Source organism: Levilactobacillus yonginensis (assembly GCF_964065165.1).
GTDB lineage: Bacteria > Bacillota > Bacilli > Lactobacillales > Lactobacillaceae > Levilactobacillus > Levilactobacillus yonginensis_A.
This window is the reverse complement of the sequence record NZ_OZ061549.1, coordinates 222,428-238,593: the sequence shown is the minus strand read 5'-3', so window position 1 is coordinate 238,593 and position 16,166 is coordinate 222,428. Positions and strand designations below refer to the sequence as shown.

Genomic DNA, 16,166 nt, shown 5'->3' with positions numbered 1-16,166 from the left:
CTGGATTTGCGTGCTAGTCACGCTTAAGTTCGAGAACCACGTCCAAGACACGATCAGCTGCGTCGGGAACCCCCAGTTGCTTGGAAGCCGCCGCCATATCCTGACGTAAAGCATCGTCGTTCATCAGTTGGTCAGCCTTCTTAACTAACGTTTCACCGGTCAAATCAGCTTCCGTAATGATTTCAGCGGCACCGACCGTAGCCAAAGACTTGGCATTTTTGGTTTGGTGATCGGCCGTCACATAGGGACTAGGAATCAAAATTGAGGGGATACCATCCGCCGTAATTTCAGCCAAGCTAGTCGCGCCGGCTCGGCCCACAATAGCGGCCACCTTTGGTAAGACCTCAGGCATGTTTGGAATGTAGGGTTTAACGACCACATTAGCCGCAATCTTTGTATGTTTCAGTTGCTCCATAACGCCGTCATAGCGCTTCTGACCCGTAACAAAGACGACCTGGTACTTACGGTCATTGAATGCTGGAATCGCTGCGACAGTCGCTGAATTGATCTTTAGGGCCCCCTGGGACCCCCCGAAGATCAATAGGGTTGGCACGTCGTCCTTCAACTGATACTCAGACCAGCTAAAGTGACTCACAACCTCGGCAGCCTCCTGCGCCCGAGGATTCCCAGTCTTGACCATCTTGTTGACCGGCAGTTGATCCAGGGCGGCGTCAAAGACGTACGCAATTCGGTCAACGTAGCGACTGAGAAACCGGTTAGTCACCCCAACCACACTATTCTGCTCGTGGATCAACGTCGGGACGTGTAGTCGAGCGGCGGCGTACACCACGGCTCCGGAGACGTAGCCCCCCGTTCCTACCACAACATCGGGCTTGAATTCCCGAATCATTTTCTTAGCGGCGTGGACACTTTTAATGAACAGGTAAACTGTCTTGAAGTTTTCTAACGACAACGACCGCTTGAATCCCTGAATCCGGGTGGACTTGAACGGAATCCCTTTGGCTGGGACGATGGAACTTTCCAATCCCCGTTCGGACCCCACGTACATGACTTCCGCGTTTGCGTCGCGTTTCTTTAAAGCTTTGATGAGGGCGAGTGCCGGGTAAATGTGCCCCCCGGTACCGCCACCCGATACCATTAATCGCATTACTTTTCCTCCTGCTGACCAGTGAGCTGCTCAACGGCCTTAATAAAGAGGTCGCCCCGCGTTTCAAAGTTCGGGTATTGATCCCAGCTAGCGTTGGCCGGTGACAGGAGAATGATATCGCCCTCATCACTTAAGTCGTAGGCCAGTGGAACGGCAGTTTCAACGTTCTCAGTCATTTTAATCGTTTTAATGCCAGCTTGCTTGGCCGTATCTTCTAGTAACTTCGCTGTCTGACCAAACAGGATGATTGCTTTGACGTGTTCCTTGAAGGATGGAATCATCTTTTCAAAGGTGTATCCTCGGTCCAAACCACCAGCTAACAGAATAACTGGTGCCTTGAAGCCCTTCAAAGCCATTTCAGTGGCTTCCATATCCGTTGCCTTGGAGTCATTGTAGTATTGACGGCCCTCTGCTTCCAACACAAATTGGGTCCGGTGACGAACCCCACCGAATGACCGCAAGACAGCGACGATAGCTGCCGTACTGACGCCCTTGATCTTAGCTACCGCAATGGCCGCCAGAGCATTTTCAACGTTGTGGTCACCAGGAACCTTGATTTCACTGGCTGGCATAATTTTTTCACGCTTGAAGTAGAGGTCGCCGTTCTTTTCGTAGGCCCCATCTTCCGTCACATCTTGCCGAGAGAATGGTACCACTTGGGCCGCCGTCAATTTACTCAAATCACGCCACTCTTGTGTATCGTAGTTAATGACAAAGTAGTCTTCAGCCGTTTGGTTAGCCGTAATCTTCATCTTGGCTGCGACGTAGTTAGCGCGCGTCTTGTGATAGTCCAAATGATTGGAGAAAACATTGGTCAATACGGCGATGTGGGGATGGAATTCAGTTGTTCCCACTAACATAAAGCTGGAAACTTCCAAGACCAACGTATCGTCGGCGGTCACTTCTTGAGCTACCTTGCTGGCTGGGATCCCAATGTTCCCGGCATAAACCGACTTACCTGCTTGACGGTCGTGTGCCAACATTTTTTGAATCATGGTCGTGGTCGTCGTTTTCCCGTTACTCCCGGTCACGGCAACCAGTTCAGCCTCGGCCACCTCACTAGCCAGTTCCATTTCGCTGATAATGGGGAGCTTCAACTCCTGGGCCCGCTTAACGGCGGGAACGTCATAAGTGATCCCAGGGTTTTTGACCATGAGGTCGTACCCCGCGTCCAAGAGGTCAGCGGTCTGTTCACCCGTAATCACGGTGAAACCAGCTGCCTGCAAGTCCTGCGCATCCTGATTTTCGGCCAACGGCTTCACGTCGCTGACGGTCACTTGAGCCCCCAAGCGTTTCAAGAGTTGGGCCGCATTGACCCCACTCTTGGCAAGTCCGAGGACTAATACCTTTTTATCCGTATACGTTGTGATCTGCTTCATGATTACCGTTCGCTCTCCATTCATTTCTAAGTATTTAATTTATTCTAATTTGGTCGACTCACTTTAACCGGTACCCCGGCCAAAGGACAAACAAAAAGGCCAACTTGACCCGTCAACGAGCAAGTTAGCCCATTAGTCGGTCAGACCCGTTATTTTGCTAAGATGACCCACACACCACTTAACGCGGTTACTAAGCCAATTCCCCAGAAAGTGAAATCAATCTTCCATTCACTCCACCCCTTCATCTCGAAGTGGTGATGAATTGGACTCATCAGGAAAATCCGCTTACCCGTTAATTTGAATGAGGCAACTTGCAAAATAACACTCGCCGTCTCAATCACGAAGACCAGTCCAATCCACAGTAAGGATAATTCGTGGTGCAACAAAATCGACACTGCGGCAAGAGCCCCACCTAAAGCGAGGGAACCCGTGTCACCCATGAAGATTTTGGCTGGTTTATGATTAAAGATGAGAAAACCGAGCAGACTGCCAACTACGGCAAAACAAAAGATTGCAATATTCAGTTGCATTTGGTGCCAGGCAACAACCCCGTACGCCAGGAATGCAATGCTGGCTAGCCCACTGACCAGCCCATCCAAACCATCGGACAGGTTGACCGCGTTACTGAAACCAACTAGCCAAATAATCACGAAGACGGCGTACCAGCCACTCATGTGCCAGTTACCCATCCCCGGAACGTGCAACGCCATTGGGAGGTGTTCATGGGTGTAGACCCAAAATAGAATCAACGCTCCAACAATTTGACCAAGCAATTTTTGCCAAGCCTTGAGACCTTCATTTTGACGGTGGAACAGTTTGATACTGTCATCCCACGCGCCCAAGCCCCCATACAGGACCAAGATGAAGACCAGAATCCAAGTGGTCGACAGAACGTGGTGTGGCGCCAACAACCAACTAGTTGCCAGCGTCATCACAGCAATCGCGATGATGAATAACAGACCGCCCATCGTGGGTGTTCCGGACTTCTTCTCGTGCCAGGTCGGACCCTCTTCTCGAATCATTTGCCCTTCGTGGCGGGCGCGAAAGTACCGAATCAATGCTGGCATAAACGCCGCGGTAATTATAAACCCACCCAATAGTGGCAGAATCACATTCATCATTTTCTTACTCAATCCTCATTCTCATTTATTTTGTTTCAACGTTACAGACAACGTGGCGCCAGAGCCGACGGTGGTTCCCGCCTTCACACTTTGCTTCGTGACGTACCCGTCCCCAGAGACAGTTAGCTTCAAACCTTCTATCTGAGCTAATTTTACCACATCACCCTTAGACCAGCCTACCAAACTTGGTAGAGAAACGGTCCCACCGGTCGTTAAGAACACGCGCTGAGCTTGATATAGCGTTGTTCCAGTCGAAACCGATTGTTTTTGAACCTTGCTGCCGGTCCCTAAAGTGGTCACGGTCGCACCGGCCTTCTTCAAAGCTGCGGCTGCCTTGGTCACACCTTGGCCAGTAACGTCCGGCATCTTGCTGGTACTGGTGGCTTTCGTTTGAACGTCTTCTTGTAAAGCCCGTGCCATGACTGGCTTCATGATGGAGGCCAGTAGTTGTGAAGCGGTCTTACCACCTAAATGTGGTTGTTTCATGGTGATGTACATCACGTACTTCGGATTGCTGGCAGGGACCATGGCGGCGACAGAATACAGGTAGTTGTCATCCCCGGAAAGGTACCCGGAGCCGTTGCTGACCTGTGCGGTACCAGTCTTAACGGCCACTCGTTCGCCACTCATCTTGTAGTCGCTCCCGATACCGTAACTCTTGTACACGACGTCTTCCATGTGCTTGCGAACAGCTTTTGCCGTCGAAGCCGCAATGGGATGACCGACCGTCTTAGGTGAGTACTTGGCGACCGTCTTGTTGGTATTCGGATCTGTGACCTTACTGATCACGTAAGGCTTCATCATTTTACCATTGTTGCTGACGGCCGTTAAGCCTTGCAACATTTGGAAAACGGTGACTTGAATCCCTTGACCAAACGACGTATCTGCCTGTTCAATCGGCCGCTTGAACGCGATGCTTCCGGACATTTCACCCGGTAAGCCCGAATTGGTGCTCTTCAGGAACTTAAAGCGGTCAATGTACTTCTTCCAGGTCTTGGCACCCATTTGTTGTTCCAGGTGGGCCATGGCCACGTTACTGGAGAGAGCAAACCCTTTATTGTAGGTAATGGTTCCCCACCCCGAGGTGTTCCAGTCAGGGACAGTTTGGTTCCCGATAGCGTATTTCCCAGATTGATACATCGCGTTCCCATTGTAGTGACCACTATCAATGGAGGAAGCCAGTGTGAAGACCTTCATGGTGGATCCTGGCTCATAAGCATCTTGTACCAAGGTGTTCCGCCAAATTTGGCTCAACCCTTCCTTGGTGGAAGCATTAAACGTTGGCCGTTGCGTAGCAGCCAGAATAGCCCCAGTTTTAGCGTTCATTAGAACAGCGTTCATGGAGTTGGCCTTGACCTGACTCTGAACACTACTCATTTCGGTTTCCAATAAGGTCTGAAGGCGGGTATCCAACGTGGTGTACACGTTGTCGCCATTCTTAGCCTTCTTGTACTTTTGCTTCGTGCCGGGTAATTGGTACCCGTACATATCTTTTTTAATCTTTTGCGACCCATTGGTCCCGGTCAGTTGCTTGTTGAAGGCCTGCTCGAGTCCCATGCTCCCTACTAAGGAAGTTTGGCCGTTCTTATCCGTCTTCTGTTCAGCCAACCCCACCAAGTGGGAGGCAAAGATGCCGTTAGGATAAAGGCGCGCCTCCTGTTGGACAAAATTCACTCCGGTTAGATGGGCCTTTTGGATCTTCTGTTTAGTCGTCAACGAGATATTTTGTCCCGCAGTCCCAAATTCAACTTGGAACGGATGACCTTGACTAGGGTTCAATGTGGCCAACACTTTCTTACGGCTGATGGGCAGGTACTTTGATAGTACCGTCGCCATCTTTTCTTTGTTGGTGGCGTATAGTTTCTGACCGTTTAACCCCACCTGACGCTTGTCCAGCACCACGTAAATCGAATACACGCTGGTATCCTCAGCAATCGCCTGGCCGTTGGCATCGTAAATAGTCCCCCGTTTAGCCTTGAGAGTCTCGTTGGCCGTATATAGCTTCTGGGCTTGCACGCTCAAATTAACGTTCTGCACCCGCTTCCCGATGGCGATATACGAAAAGCGACCAACGATGATCACAAACACCAAAAGGAAAATGAAAAACAGAAACTGGCCAAAATGCTTCCGGTTTCTGCGTGGTTGCTTATTTATCGTTTGTCGCTCTTGGGAATCTTTCATTATCTGTTAACATTCCTTATTCTAGCATTTTCTAAATTGAGACCTTGCTTTTTGGCAATTTTATCAAGCCGACTCCGACTCTGCAACTCATTTATTTGTTGTTGGTCGTTTGTGTTGTGGTTTTGATAAGTGGTCACTTGGCTGTTAACACTTTGTAAGTTGTGTTGCGCATTGGAAAGAGAAATCTTGGAAGACACGACCAAGACCATCATGCACGCCAGCATGAGGCCCAGGACGGTCATTAAGCATTTTTCGAATTTAGAAACCGGCAGCTTGTTCCCCTGCGGATTTTGTTGGGGAGCACTTTGGGGTTGAACCCGCCGCTGCGGTTGTTCTATGTTTGGGCGTTGTTGGGGTTCCTGCGTGAGCGGAACAGCTTCAGCTAAACTATTTTGCGCCATAAATAATCATCTTCCTATGTCGATATTTATTATTTGGTTTAACTACTTAATTTTTTCTAAAATTCGTAACTTTGCACTATGTGCCCGGTGATTCTCTGCCAATTCCTCCTCTGAGGGAAGGATTGGTTTGCGATTAACTAACTTGTAATCCGGTTGCAGATTGTCGGGAATTACCGGAATACCGTGCGGAAGTTCTGGTAAGGACGACTGTTCACGGAACATCGTCTTAACTAACCGGTCCTCTAAGGACTGGAAGGTAATGACGCTGATTCGCCCGTTCAAGTCAATTAGAGAGACGGCTTGCTCCAAGGAATCCTCCAAGGCACCTAACTCGTCATTAACCGCGATACGAATCGCTTGGAAAACCTTCTTAGCGGGGTGACCACCGTGCCGTCGAGCGGCTGCGGGAATCCCTTCTTTGATGATTTCAACTAACTGACCCGTCGTATCGATAGGTGCCGTAGCCCGGTGGCGTTCAATGGCTCGGGCAATTGGCTTCGCAAACTTCTCTTCACCGTAGCGGTGGAAAATCCGCATCAAGTCGTTGAATTCCCACTCATTGACCACAATCCAGGCCGTAAGTTTTTGGCTCTGATCCATGCGCATGTCCAACGGGGCATCGTGCTGGTAACTAAACCCGCGGTCGGCCTCGTCGAACTGTGGTGAGGAGACCCCTAAGTCGTACAGAATACCGTCGACCTTGGTAATCCCCCGTTGTGCAAGTTCTTCTTTAATTTGGCGAAAGTTACTCTTGATAAAAGTTAACTTGCCTTCGTCTAAGTACTTTTTTAAATGTTCCTCGTTATACGTAATTGCGGTCTGATCCTGGTCAAACGCATATAGGTGACCAGTTGTTAGCTGTTCCAGGATGCGTTGGCTATGACCACCACCGCCGAGAGTGCAATCAACGTAGACTCCCGTGGGGTCGATATTCAAGCCAGCGACCGCTTCTTTAAGTAAAACTGTAACGTGATGAAAGTCCTCCATGAACACTCTCCTTTCCTGGTTCTACATGCCAAAATCAATGAGATTTTCGGCGATATCATCGAAATCTTCTTCTGCTGAGGTGGAAAAGTCCTGCCACCGCTCTGCGCTCCAAATTTCAAACCGGTTAGCCACACCGACAATCACGCACTGCTTAACTAACGCTGCGTGGTCCCGTAATGACTTAGGTAAATTGATTCTTCCCTGTTTGTCGAGCTCACATTCGGTCGCTGCGGAATAGAAGAACCGGACAAAGGCCCGGGCATCTTTCTTATTAACTGGCAAGGCTTTCAATTTTTCTTGCAAGGCGGACCACTCGGTCATCGGGTAGCCGAATAAACAACCATCCATCCCCCGAGTAACGACAAACTGTTCGCCCAGTTGATCTCGAAATTTGGCGGGAATGATTAACCGGCCTTTGGTGTCAATTGCGTGTTCAAATTCGCCCATAAACATAGCCAATCACTCCCATTTGTAACTATCACCAAGTTTACCACATGCCCCCACTTTCTACCACAACGTTTCCGAATTTTTATAAATTTCCCCACAAAGACAAAAAAAGCCGTAGCGAACAAGTGTTCACCACGGCTTAACAGTCTTCACAGCGCTTACTAAAAATGAGTCAAAAGTCAAAATAATTAATATTTATGCATAAAATCAGCTGATAGCCACAATGAAACAGACGACAAATCCAATCGCCCAATAGAGGTCTGTCAATCGCCAAAATGTCCGGAAAAACGTGGGATAAAGCAACTCTTTGTTGTGAATCGCCTGAACAAGTGTCACCATGATACCAATTGCCATCCAACCGATAACCAGCCATGGCAGCAACGTCCCCGCTCCGTGTGGAATCAAAAGCAATGAACATAGCAGTAATAACGGCGTCATCAGGTCCCACGTATTTACTTGTGCTGGCCAATGTTTGCCAAATACCCGCTTCACTAGCCGAATCAGCAGCCATCCCACTGCTAAAATCGCTAGTTGGGCAACGGGTGAGTCCCAAAACGCCATTTAACTTCCCCCTAATAACTCGTTTTTTCTAATTATAGAGATTTCTTTTGGGAGTTGCAATTCTGTCTTGCGCTTAGAAACCAGTACGGCCGCCTCCGGCTGCCAGGGGCAGGGCCTGCTGTGGGGACCGGAGAAAGCCACAGCCCGGTCTTTCTCCTGGACTTGAAACCTCGGCAACCCACCGAGTTTCCAAGCTCCTCCCACGCTGTAACCAGGCTTAAAACCGCCTGCTAACACCGTCGACACGGCCAGCCCCACCCCTGGCAACCGCAGGCTACACTGCGGTTTGACCTTACCCATGATTATTGAACCTTCTATCGTAAAATTATTCGCCATTCGTGTCAGTCACGGGATTAAACGATTCTACAGAATTAGGCGCATAGACTTGCTCCTACTTAACTATAATTGCCTAGCGTAGCAGATTAGTTTGACACAAAAATCATCCAGTTAATTTGCCATCAAACATGAGCTTGTAGCCTGCCATAACTGAGTCTTAATAGACTAACCTGGCATCTATGATGCACGATACTCCCCTATTTTTAGAAGCTGTCACCCCCACATAATTGTTTCAAACAATGGCAGTCATCAGTTGGCAGGAACAGAACCCCGTGTCGGTCCTCTTAGACTGGACGGACTGTCCAGGCTTAGAGGACGGCCGACCTTGAAGACTCGCAGTTTGAGGCTTCAAGGCGCCCTGGGGACCGCTTCTTAGGCCCCAGGTCTGCCTCACCGGGTGGCGTTCCTGCCAACTGATGACGGACTGTCCAGGCTTAGAGGACGGCCAACCTTGAAGACTCGCAGTTTGAGGCTTCAAGGCGCCCTGGGGACCGCTTCTTAGGCCCCAGGTCTGCCTCACCGGGTGGCGTTCCTACTAACTGATGACGAAAAAAATTCTGATTAGTATTGTTCCAAAAACGGTTAAATCATCATGGGCATGAGCAGTTCAATCATATTTGTGACAAGCAGTTGACAAGTTACACCAGCCGGTTGCAATTCTCTTCTTGCCACGGTAAACTAATTGAGTAGAATGCACGCAAAGAGGTGGCTATCCCCGCATGGAAAAAAAGAAAAAATCAACATTTCAAAAAATCACGAACGTATTTGTTTGGATTATGATCATCGCAACGATTGGTTCCTTAATTTTTGGTGCCGTTGCGTCATTGATGCAGTAAATTTTACTTTAAAAGACGTCAGCTGTTCTTAATGAACGGTTGGCGTCTTTTTTGGTATATTTATCTGACGCAAAGCTACTAATTATTCATCGTCAAAACTAGTATAACCCACCTGCAATTGTCCAAGGCGTTGGTTAGGACACTTACTAAATATAATGGTCACCACTGCTGCAAACCAATCCGAGACTGCTATCCATTCAATCAAAAAAATCTCCCCCATTCACCCGTAGCTTAACGCGTTGGGTGGCACCAACCCAAAATAGTGGTGGTGTGGGAGAGATTTTATAAAGCTATCGTTAATCGTTTTGAGATTGGTCGGCACTGCTATCTGGCTGCTTGTAAACTTGTCGTGGTTTACTGCCCTCTTGGGGGCCGATGTAACCGCGTTGTTCCAAATCATCCATCATCCGAGCAGCTCGGTTGTAACCAATGCGGAAGCGCCGTTGAAGTAATGACGTGCTAGCCTTCTGTTGTTCGACCACAAACTTCAGTGCATCATCAAACAACTCATCATCGCTGTCACCAGCATCCTCCTGTTGCAGTTCCTCATCAGTCACCATCATATCCTCGTCGTAATCCGCGGACTGTTGTTGCTTAATGAAATCAACCACATTAGCCACATCATCATCCGGAATGAAGGCTCCTTGGACCCGCACCGGTGAATTTGCATCGACCGGTTGGAAAAGCATATCTCCTCGGCCGAGCAATTTTTCGGCACCATTAGCGTCCAAAATAGTCCGCGAATCGATCCCGCTGGAAACGGCAAAAGCAATCCGGGACGGCACATTGGCTTTGATCAAACCAGTAATAACATCCACAGAAGGCCGTTGGGTAGCCAGAATCATGTGAACCCCGGCCGCTCGACCCATTTGAGCCAGCCGAATAATCGCGTCTTCTACTTCATTAGAAACCGTCATCATCAGATCAGCCAGTTCGTCCACCACCACCACAATGTATGGCAACGTTGGCCGGGCCTGGTCATCCTCGGCATTAGCCTTTTGAACAAAGGCATTGTACCCAGAAATCTTTCGTTGACCAAACTGAGAGAAGAGTTCGTAGCGCCGTTCCATTTCGGCCACGACCTTGTGCAAGGCCCGGGCCGCCTTCTTGGGCTCGGACACCACTGGTGTTAATAGGTGCGGAATCCCATTGTAGACGCTCAATTCCACCTTCTTGGGATCAATCAACATGAGTTTCAACTGATCCGGCCGTGCGTTCATTAACATACTAGTGATAATGCCATTAATGGCCACGGATTTACCACTCCCAGTGGCCCCTGCAATTAGCAGATGCGGCATCTTGGTGAGGTCCATGGTCACCACTTGACCGGTCACGTTACGCCCTAGCGGAACTTCCAACGGTTTGTTGGGGTGCGCCGGTTGCGCTTCAACCACGTCTCTAAAGGAAACGGTTGAAACTTCTTTATTAGGGACTTCGATACCAATCAAGGATTTGCCAGGAATTGGTGCTTGAATCCGAATCCCCTTCGCTGCCAGCGCCAAAGCCAGGTCATCCGCCAAATTAACAATCCGGGAAACCTTGACCCCGATGGCTGGATGCAACTCATACTCGGTCACGGACGGCCCCAGACTAACATTCTTGACCTCGGCGTCTACCCCAAAGCTGTCCAACGTCTGCTTTAAAATCTTAGTGTTGGCATCAATGGCGTTAACTTCCTCGGTCTGATCAGTCGGTGGTACTTGTTTTAACAGGTCGGCTGTTGGCAACTGATAGTTGGGATCGACCGGCGTACTGCTGGCCAAGGCATCAGCGGTGGTATCCGTGGTCTCCTCCGTTTCGGAAGTTGGTGCCGGTTTGGAATTCTCATTGGCCGCCACGGTAATGTGATAGCTCGGTTCATCTTTGGTTTTGGCGTGAGGCTCCGGCAGATCCTTGTCGTCTGGATCCGTCGGTAGGTTAGGTGCCGTTTTATCGTCAGTCACAGTGGAGACTGGTCGGGACTTGGCCCGTTGATTGCGACGTTCCTGAACCTTCGCTCCACCCCGTTTGAGAGCAGCACTACTAGCCTGCGCACCGCGATGAAGCGTTGTCCAAGTTGTTTGCAACCACGACTGAATCGTACTAAAGGGAATCTGGAAAAAGACGATTACCCCACCAACCATCACCAACCAGGCAGCAATCTGAGAACCCACCAGGGCAATCAGCCACGCAACAATGCTCAGCTCAACGGTCCCAATGACCCCGCCACCCAACTGGGCGGTTAAGCCACCAGTCCAGAGGTCAGACAGGCCATCCCGCCAAATTGTGCTTAGAAATTGACTGTGTTGGTCTACTTGTAAGAAGTGATTAGCAGAAATCCATAGCAACCAACCACCGTAGATCAAGCTACTCCCCAACCAGTAATGACGTGCCAGTCGCGGTAGTTCTCCCGTTACAGTGAGGGTGACCCCCAAAGCAGCCACCACGATGAGACCGAACTGATAGGTATCCCCCACAATCAGACGTAATAGATTCGCAAAGAGTGTCCCTAGTATACCTAGATTAAACAATCCCAGGGCCGCTAGGGCAATCAAAACCAAACCAATCACATTAGCGGTGTATGGAAATGGCTGCTTTTTGGCCGAAGTTTTCCGGCGCTTCGTTGGCTGGCGCTTTGTTGTTTTTCGGCGCGTTGTTTTTCGTTTGGTAGCCAACGGTGAGCCTCCTTTCAATCTTAGTTTATTTTAATTTGTCATGTGGGTAAGTGTGTACCCGTTCCAGGTTAGGAAAAGCCTGTTGGCGCATGACTTCGTAAATCACAATCGCCGCACTGTTGGACAGGTTAAGGGCCCGAATATGCGTGTCGTCTTGTGGAATCCGAATGCACTTTTCACTGTGTTGCCGCATGAAGGGTTCTGGTAGCCCCGTCGTTTCTTTCCCAAATAGGAAGTAGTGATCACTCTCGTTCACACTGTAGTCTGGTTCCGTGTAATCTTGGTCAGCAAACTTGGAAACCAGGTAGAGTTGCGTTGGGTCCGGAATCGTGTCTAAAAAGGCCGGCAAATTTTCATGGTACCGGACGTCAACCTTGTCCCAGTAGTCCAAACCAGCCCGTTTTAAGTGGGCGTCGTCGACGGAAAATCCGAGGGGTTTGATCAAGTCTAAAATCGTATCCGTCCCAGCACAGGTCCGGGCAATGTTTCCCGTATTGGCGGGAAATAGTGGTTCAAATAACGCAATGTGGTTTGCCATAAAATTCTCTTCTCCGTTCTGTTATCAAACATTCGTTCTGTCCCATCATTATAGCCATTTTCAGTGGGTTTTGACAAGAGAGTAACGAGGGTAAAGGCAGATTATATTCCTAGAGATTCTTTGGATGAATACCGCGCTCCGGCAGTCAGGGTGGGGACCAGCTGTGGGGACGCTTCAGCCAAAGACCGGGCTTCTCGCTCGATTTGAAGCCCCGTAAGTTCGCGGGTCTTCAAATTCGCCCATGTCATAACCTAGCAAAATACGCTAGCTAACGACATTTTCACTGCTGGCCCCGCCCTGACTGCCTCCGCTTTAAATTGATGACTTCTTACAATAAAGTTTTATCAAATTATGCTATTGGCCCCACTGACCTTTGCTGATTTTCAACCTAATACCTACTCAACCAGAGCCTCCAATAAGCCAGGTCAGGCAACCAATTGCCCGCCATGAAAAGACTGTTACTTGATCAAACCAAAAGAACTACCCAACTCCCTCGCCCATCTAAAAAAGGCCAAAATAAAAAGCAGTTCCTCGGTGTGGGCACGGCGAGGAACTACTTTAGTGAAGTGCTACTTGTCAGCCGCTAACAGTTATTCACTGATGTCGACCGCCAAACGATTTCTCATAGGTCAATATAACACTCCGCCGTTAGGTGTTCAAGAACTTTACATAAGATTTTTTAACGTTTTACTAAATCCCTTGTGCCGTTAAGAGGGTCACGTCCACCGTGATCTCTGGGAACGGATTGGCCTTAACTGCCGCTAACCGGTCTTCCGACGCTCCCCAGTGCATGGGCGTCATCAACATCAGGTCACTGAATAACTCAGCTGGGACCGGTACCTGGTAACGAATCCGTTCAACACTCGAATCTGGATAATGTTGCTGGAACAGGTTCAAAACATTGCTGTTATCGTAAGTTGCATGGGTACTGCCAGCTGGAAAGATGGCTTGCCGTAACTCAATTAAGTAATCGGCGTTGGGAATCACCTTTAGGAGCTGTCCTCCAGGCGCTAAGACCCGGTTGAACTCATTATAGGCGGATGGCGAGAACAGGTCTAAAATCGCCGTAAATTGGCTGTCAGTGAATGGCATTTGGGCCAGGTCAGCCACGCAGAAGAACGCGTTGTTCTCAAGCTGCGTGGCGAGGTTGATTCCTGGCTTAGACAGGTCAAACCCAACGGCTGTGTCCTGCCCGTCACGCTGGGCGAGAACGTCGTCTAACGGTGCCCCTTCCCCACAGCCAACGTCTAAGATTGTTTGCGGAGCTGCCGGCAATTTAGCCGCAAAGGCATCCGTGATGCCCTTAAACAAGCCAGCCTGCAGCATCCGCCGCCGAGCAGCTAACATGGCATTGTCATATTCGCTGGCTACCGCGCGTTGCATGAAATACAGTGTCCCCTTCTTAGAGAGGTCAACGTTGTGGCCATTGGGACAGATGAGGCTGTGCCCCTCGACCGTGGCGTACGGTTCCAGACAGACGGGGCACCGAAATAGTGTGGGACGAGCGGCCAGAAAAGCCGTCGCTTGATCAATTTTCTTCATTTTCACTGACTCCTTGTTCGACAACGGGTTCTTCATAGCCACCCGCAAATTTCTGATACCAATGGAAGATTTCCGTGGCAACGACCCGAATGACGGCGTAGCCTGGAATTCCCAAGACGACCCCGAGCACCCCAAATGCTTTCCCTGCAATTAGCAGGATAAAGATAATGGTCAGTGGATGTATCTTGAGGGAGCTTCCTAACACAATCGGCGAAATGATTCGCCCTTCTAACGTTTGTTCAATAATAAAGACGATGAGGACCTTGACCAACATCCACGGTGAAATGAACGCGGCTACCACAACTGCCGGCACCATGGCCAGAAACGACCCCAGATACGGAATCAGATTCAGGACCCCAGCAACGATACCTAGGAGTAAGGCAAACCGTAAGCCGACAATCAAGAAACCAATGTAGAAGAGAATGGCCACAATGAACGCCACAATCAACTGTCCCCGAACGTAGTTACTGACCTGCCGATTCATTTCTCGCAGGAGGTGGACCACGGAAGACCGTCGCTTAACCGGTAAGATTTTTGCCAGATAATCAGGCAATTGGTGACCATCCCTCAAGAGATAGAACAGGATAAACGGTGCCGTCACCACGGCCACCACTACGGAAACAACGCGACTCACGATTCCCCCGACCGAGCTAACCGTATTCTTGGCGAACGTGGAGATGGCAGTCGACGAACTAGATGAGAGTTGCTGGTTGAATTGGTCCAGTTGGCTGCGAAGGCCATCCAACCGGTCGTCTTTCAGCCAGGTCATACTGGTCTGCGTAATCTGGTGCCAGTAGTGCGGCCACTCCGTAATGAGTGACGTCATTTGCCGCTGAATCATGGGAATCAGGCTGAGCAGTCCCCAGGCAATCAAAAGGGCCACCAAAATAAAGAGCCCAATGATGGACCAACTTCGGTGAATCCCCCGTTTTTCCAACCGATCAACCACGGGATTTAAGAGATAATATCCCACGCCGGCCAGAATAATGGGAAGTCCCAGAATCTGTCCCACCAAAACAAACGGCGTTGCGAGCCATGGGACTTTACTTAGGACAAGTAAAATGAGTAAAATAAGGAGCGTGATTGTCAGGATGGAAACTAGGCGGTTATTGACGACCCAGCTCCAGAACCACGACCGATGCTGCTTAGATTCCGGTTTCAATAGTTTCACTCCTAAAGAAATAAAATGGTGCGTACATTGTACCATACTGTTCGCCGCTGTAACGCAAGCGGCCAGAGAAAGGATGACGATTTTGCTGTTAGTTGAACCGTTACTAGAAAATTATACTGAATTACCCGCTGCCATTAGAGCGGGTGCCAAACGGGTGGCCCTCGCTGATAACTTAGCGGCTGGTGGCACCACAGTTAGCAAGGGCGTCATGGGTGAAGCCGTACGTTACGCCCATGAGCACCAGGTAGCCCTCGACTTGATCATCGCGCCACGGGGTGGCAAATCACCCTACAACGGCGTGGAAATCAAGATGATGGAGGCTGACTTGTTAGAAGCCCAACAATTAGGAGCGGACGGCGCCATCTTTGGTGCCCTCACCGACCAGAGCCAGTTGGACGTTGAAGTCCTCAGTACGCTGATTGCCGCTGCTGGTGGCATGACGTTGACGTTTGATACGGCCTTCGATCAGATTCGACCACAGGACCGCGGTGCGGCACTGGATTGGTTGGGTAGTCAGAGTGTCGACCGAGTCCTGAGCACGGGTAAGTACGGTGACGACCGTGAAGCCGATTGGATTGCTAGCAAACGCTTGGCCGATGCAGATAGCGTGGTGCTCGTGCCGGCTGATGTGACGGCTGATGAAGCAGCCAGTGTGGCTGATGCGTTAGGTGTTAAATTGGTTTATGGGGAAAATGTGCTGTAAGCAATTGACGATGAAATTGGGACGGGAGCATTGCACTCTCTACCCAATTTCATCTTTTTATTTAGAATATTTATTTGCACAGATATCGAATCATGGGGTTCTTATATTTCTGGATTAGCCTATAACTTAGCATTCTCTACTGACAAGGGCTATTTAATAGTTTAAAATGTTGTTATAAAAAAGCAAACTGGCAGCGAGCGT

14 protein-coding genes are annotated in these 16,166 nt (G+C 49.6%); 2 read left to right on the top strand and 12 right to left on the bottom strand.

Going from position 1 to position 16,166, the window contains the following annotated elements; all coding sequences use genetic code 11:
- Window positions 1–13 precede the first annotated feature (13 nt).
- The 8 genes from murG to AB3Y94_RS01155 all read right to left on the bottom strand — a co-directional run bounded on the left by murG (window position 14) and on the right by AB3Y94_RS01155 (window position 8,185).
- Window positions 14–1,108, bottom strand: coding sequence for an undecaprenyldiphospho-muramoylpentapeptide beta-N-acetylglucosaminyltransferase (murG, locus tag AB3Y94_RS01190; RefSeq protein WP_367294772.1), 1,095 nt, complete (start codon window positions 1,106–1,108; stop codon window positions 14–16).
- Window positions 1,108–2,511, bottom strand: coding sequence for a UDP-N-acetylmuramoyl-L-alanine--D-glutamate ligase (gene murD / locus AB3Y94_RS01185; RefSeq protein ID WP_367294771.1), 1,404 nt, complete (start codon window positions 2,509–2,511; stop codon window positions 1,108–1,110). Before murD ends, murG begins: the two co-directional genes overlap by 1 nt.
- Window positions 2,512–2,636: 125 nt before the next feature.
- A complete protein-coding gene (gene mraY, locus AB3Y94_RS01180) occupies window positions 2,637–3,605 on the bottom strand; it encodes a phospho-N-acetylmuramoyl-pentapeptide-transferase (protein ID WP_367296462.1) in 969 nt (322 codons plus the stop codon).
- Between the two features lie 24 nt (window positions 3,606–3,629).
- Window positions 3,630–5,789, bottom strand: coding sequence for a penicillin-binding transpeptidase domain-containing protein (locus tag AB3Y94_RS01175; protein WP_367294770.1), 2,160 nt, complete (start codon window positions 5,787–5,789; stop codon window positions 3,630–3,632).
- Window positions 5,789–6,190 (bottom strand): cell division protein FtsL, encoded by a 402-nt coding sequence (ftsL, locus tag AB3Y94_RS01170; RefSeq protein ID WP_367294769.1) that lies wholly within the window; start codon window positions 6,188–6,190, stop codon window positions 5,789–5,791. The genes AB3Y94_RS01175 and ftsL overlap by 1 nt, the downstream gene beginning before the upstream one ends.
- Window positions 6,191–6,232: 42 nt before the next feature.
- Window positions 6,233–7,177: a 16S rRNA (cytosine(1402)-N(4))-methyltransferase RsmH gene (gene rsmH, locus AB3Y94_RS01165; RefSeq protein WP_125682654.1), complete on the bottom strand. Its 945-nt coding sequence runs from the start codon at window positions 7,175–7,177 to the stop codon at window positions 6,233–6,235.
- A gap of 21 nt (window positions 7,178–7,198) precedes the next feature.
- Window positions 7,199–7,630: a division/cell wall cluster transcriptional repressor MraZ gene (gene mraZ / locus AB3Y94_RS01160; RefSeq protein WP_367294768.1), complete on the bottom strand. Its 432-nt coding sequence runs from the start codon at window positions 7,628–7,630 to the stop codon at window positions 7,199–7,201.
- 201 nt (window positions 7,631–7,831) lie between these two features.
- Window positions 7,832–8,185, bottom strand: a complete 354-nt coding sequence (locus AB3Y94_RS01155; protein ID WP_367294767.1) for a DUF3397 family protein — start codon at window positions 8,183–8,185, stop codon at window positions 7,832–7,834.
- 1,055 nt (window positions 8,186–9,240) lie between these two features.
- Between AB3Y94_RS01155 and AB3Y94_RS01150 the strand changes: the two genes are divergently transcribed.
- Complete coding sequence (locus AB3Y94_RS01150; protein WP_125682660.1) at window positions 9,241–9,357, top strand: DUF4044 domain-containing protein; 117 nt, start codon at window positions 9,241–9,243, stop codon at window positions 9,355–9,357.
- A gap of 296 nt (window positions 9,358–9,653) precedes the next feature.
- Here AB3Y94_RS01150 and AB3Y94_RS01145 read toward each other — a convergent pair whose 3' ends face one another.
- The 4 genes from AB3Y94_RS01145 to AB3Y94_RS01130 form a co-directional block, all read right to left on the bottom strand.
- Window positions 9,654–12,011: a DNA translocase FtsK gene (locus tag AB3Y94_RS01145; protein WP_367294766.1), complete on the bottom strand. Its 2,358-nt coding sequence runs from the start codon at window positions 12,009–12,011 to the stop codon at window positions 9,654–9,656.
- 25 nt (window positions 12,012–12,036) lie between these two features.
- Window positions 12,037–12,549, bottom strand: a complete 513-nt coding sequence (locus AB3Y94_RS01140) for a tRNA (cytidine(34)-2'-O)-methyltransferase (RefSeq protein WP_367294765.1) — start codon at window positions 12,547–12,549, stop codon at window positions 12,037–12,039.
- A gap of 690 nt (window positions 12,550–13,239) precedes the next feature.
- On the bottom strand, window positions 13,240–14,091 hold the full coding sequence (locus AB3Y94_RS01135) for a methyltransferase domain-containing protein (protein WP_367294764.1): 852 nt from the start codon (window positions 14,089–14,091) through the stop codon (window positions 13,240–13,242).
- Complete coding sequence (locus AB3Y94_RS01130; RefSeq protein WP_367294763.1) at window positions 14,078–15,253, bottom strand: AI-2E family transporter; 1,176 nt, start codon at window positions 15,251–15,253, stop codon at window positions 14,078–14,080. Before AB3Y94_RS01130 ends, AB3Y94_RS01135 begins: the two co-directional genes overlap by 14 nt.
- A gap of 82 nt (window positions 15,254–15,335) precedes the next feature.
- Between AB3Y94_RS01130 and AB3Y94_RS01125 the strand changes: the two genes are divergently transcribed.
- Window positions 15,336–15,965 carry a copper homeostasis protein CutC gene (locus AB3Y94_RS01125; protein ID WP_367294762.1) on the top strand — a complete coding sequence of 210 codons (630 nt, stop codon included), beginning with the start codon at window positions 15,336–15,338 and terminating at the stop codon, window positions 15,963–15,965.
- Window positions 15,966–16,166 lie beyond the last annotated feature (201 nt).

What these genes read in the sequence shown, in the direction of transcription:
- murG (WP_367294772.1), bottom strand. Translation starts at nt 1,108, where the DNA reads ATGCGATTAATGGTATCGGGTGGCGGTACCGGGGGGCACATTTACCCG.
- murD (WP_367294771.1), bottom strand. Translation starts at nt 2,511, where the DNA reads ATGAATGGAGAGCGAACGGTAATCATGAAGCAGATCACAACGTATACG.
- mraY (WP_367296462.1), bottom strand. Translation starts at nt 3,605, where the DNA reads ATGAATGTGATTCTGCCACTATTGGGTGGGTTTATAATTACCGCGGCG.
- AB3Y94_RS01175 (WP_367294770.1), bottom strand. Translation starts at nt 5,789, where the DNA reads ATGAAAGATTCCCAAGAGCGACAAACGATAAATAAGCAACCACGCAGA.
- ftsL (WP_367294769.1), bottom strand. Translation starts at nt 6,190, where the DNA reads ATGGCGCAAAATAGTTTAGCTGAAGCTGTTCCGCTCACGCAGGAACCC.
- rsmH (WP_125682654.1), bottom strand. Translation starts at nt 7,177, where the DNA reads ATGGAGGACTTTCATCACGTTACAGTTTTACTTAAAGAAGCGGTCGCT.
- mraZ (WP_367294768.1), bottom strand. Translation starts at nt 7,630, where the DNA reads ATGTTTATGGGCGAATTTGAACACGCAATTGACACCAAAGGCCGGTTA.
- AB3Y94_RS01155 (WP_367294767.1), bottom strand. Translation starts at nt 8,185, where the DNA reads ATGGCGTTTTGGGACTCACCCGTTGCCCAACTAGCGATTTTAGCAGTG.
- AB3Y94_RS01150 (WP_125682660.1), top strand. Translation starts at nt 9,241, where the DNA reads ATGGAAAAAAAGAAAAAATCAACATTTCAAAAAATCACGAACGTATTT.
- AB3Y94_RS01140 (WP_367294765.1), bottom strand. Translation starts at nt 12,549, where the DNA reads ATGGCAAACCACATTGCGTTATTTGAACCACTATTTCCCGCCAATACG.
- AB3Y94_RS01135 (WP_367294764.1), bottom strand. Translation starts at nt 14,091, where the DNA reads ATGAAGAAAATTGATCAAGCGACGGCTTTTCTGGCCGCTCGTCCCACA.
- AB3Y94_RS01125 (WP_367294762.1), top strand. Translation starts at nt 15,336, where the DNA reads ATGACGATTTTGCTGTTAGTTGAACCGTTACTAGAAAATTATACTGAA.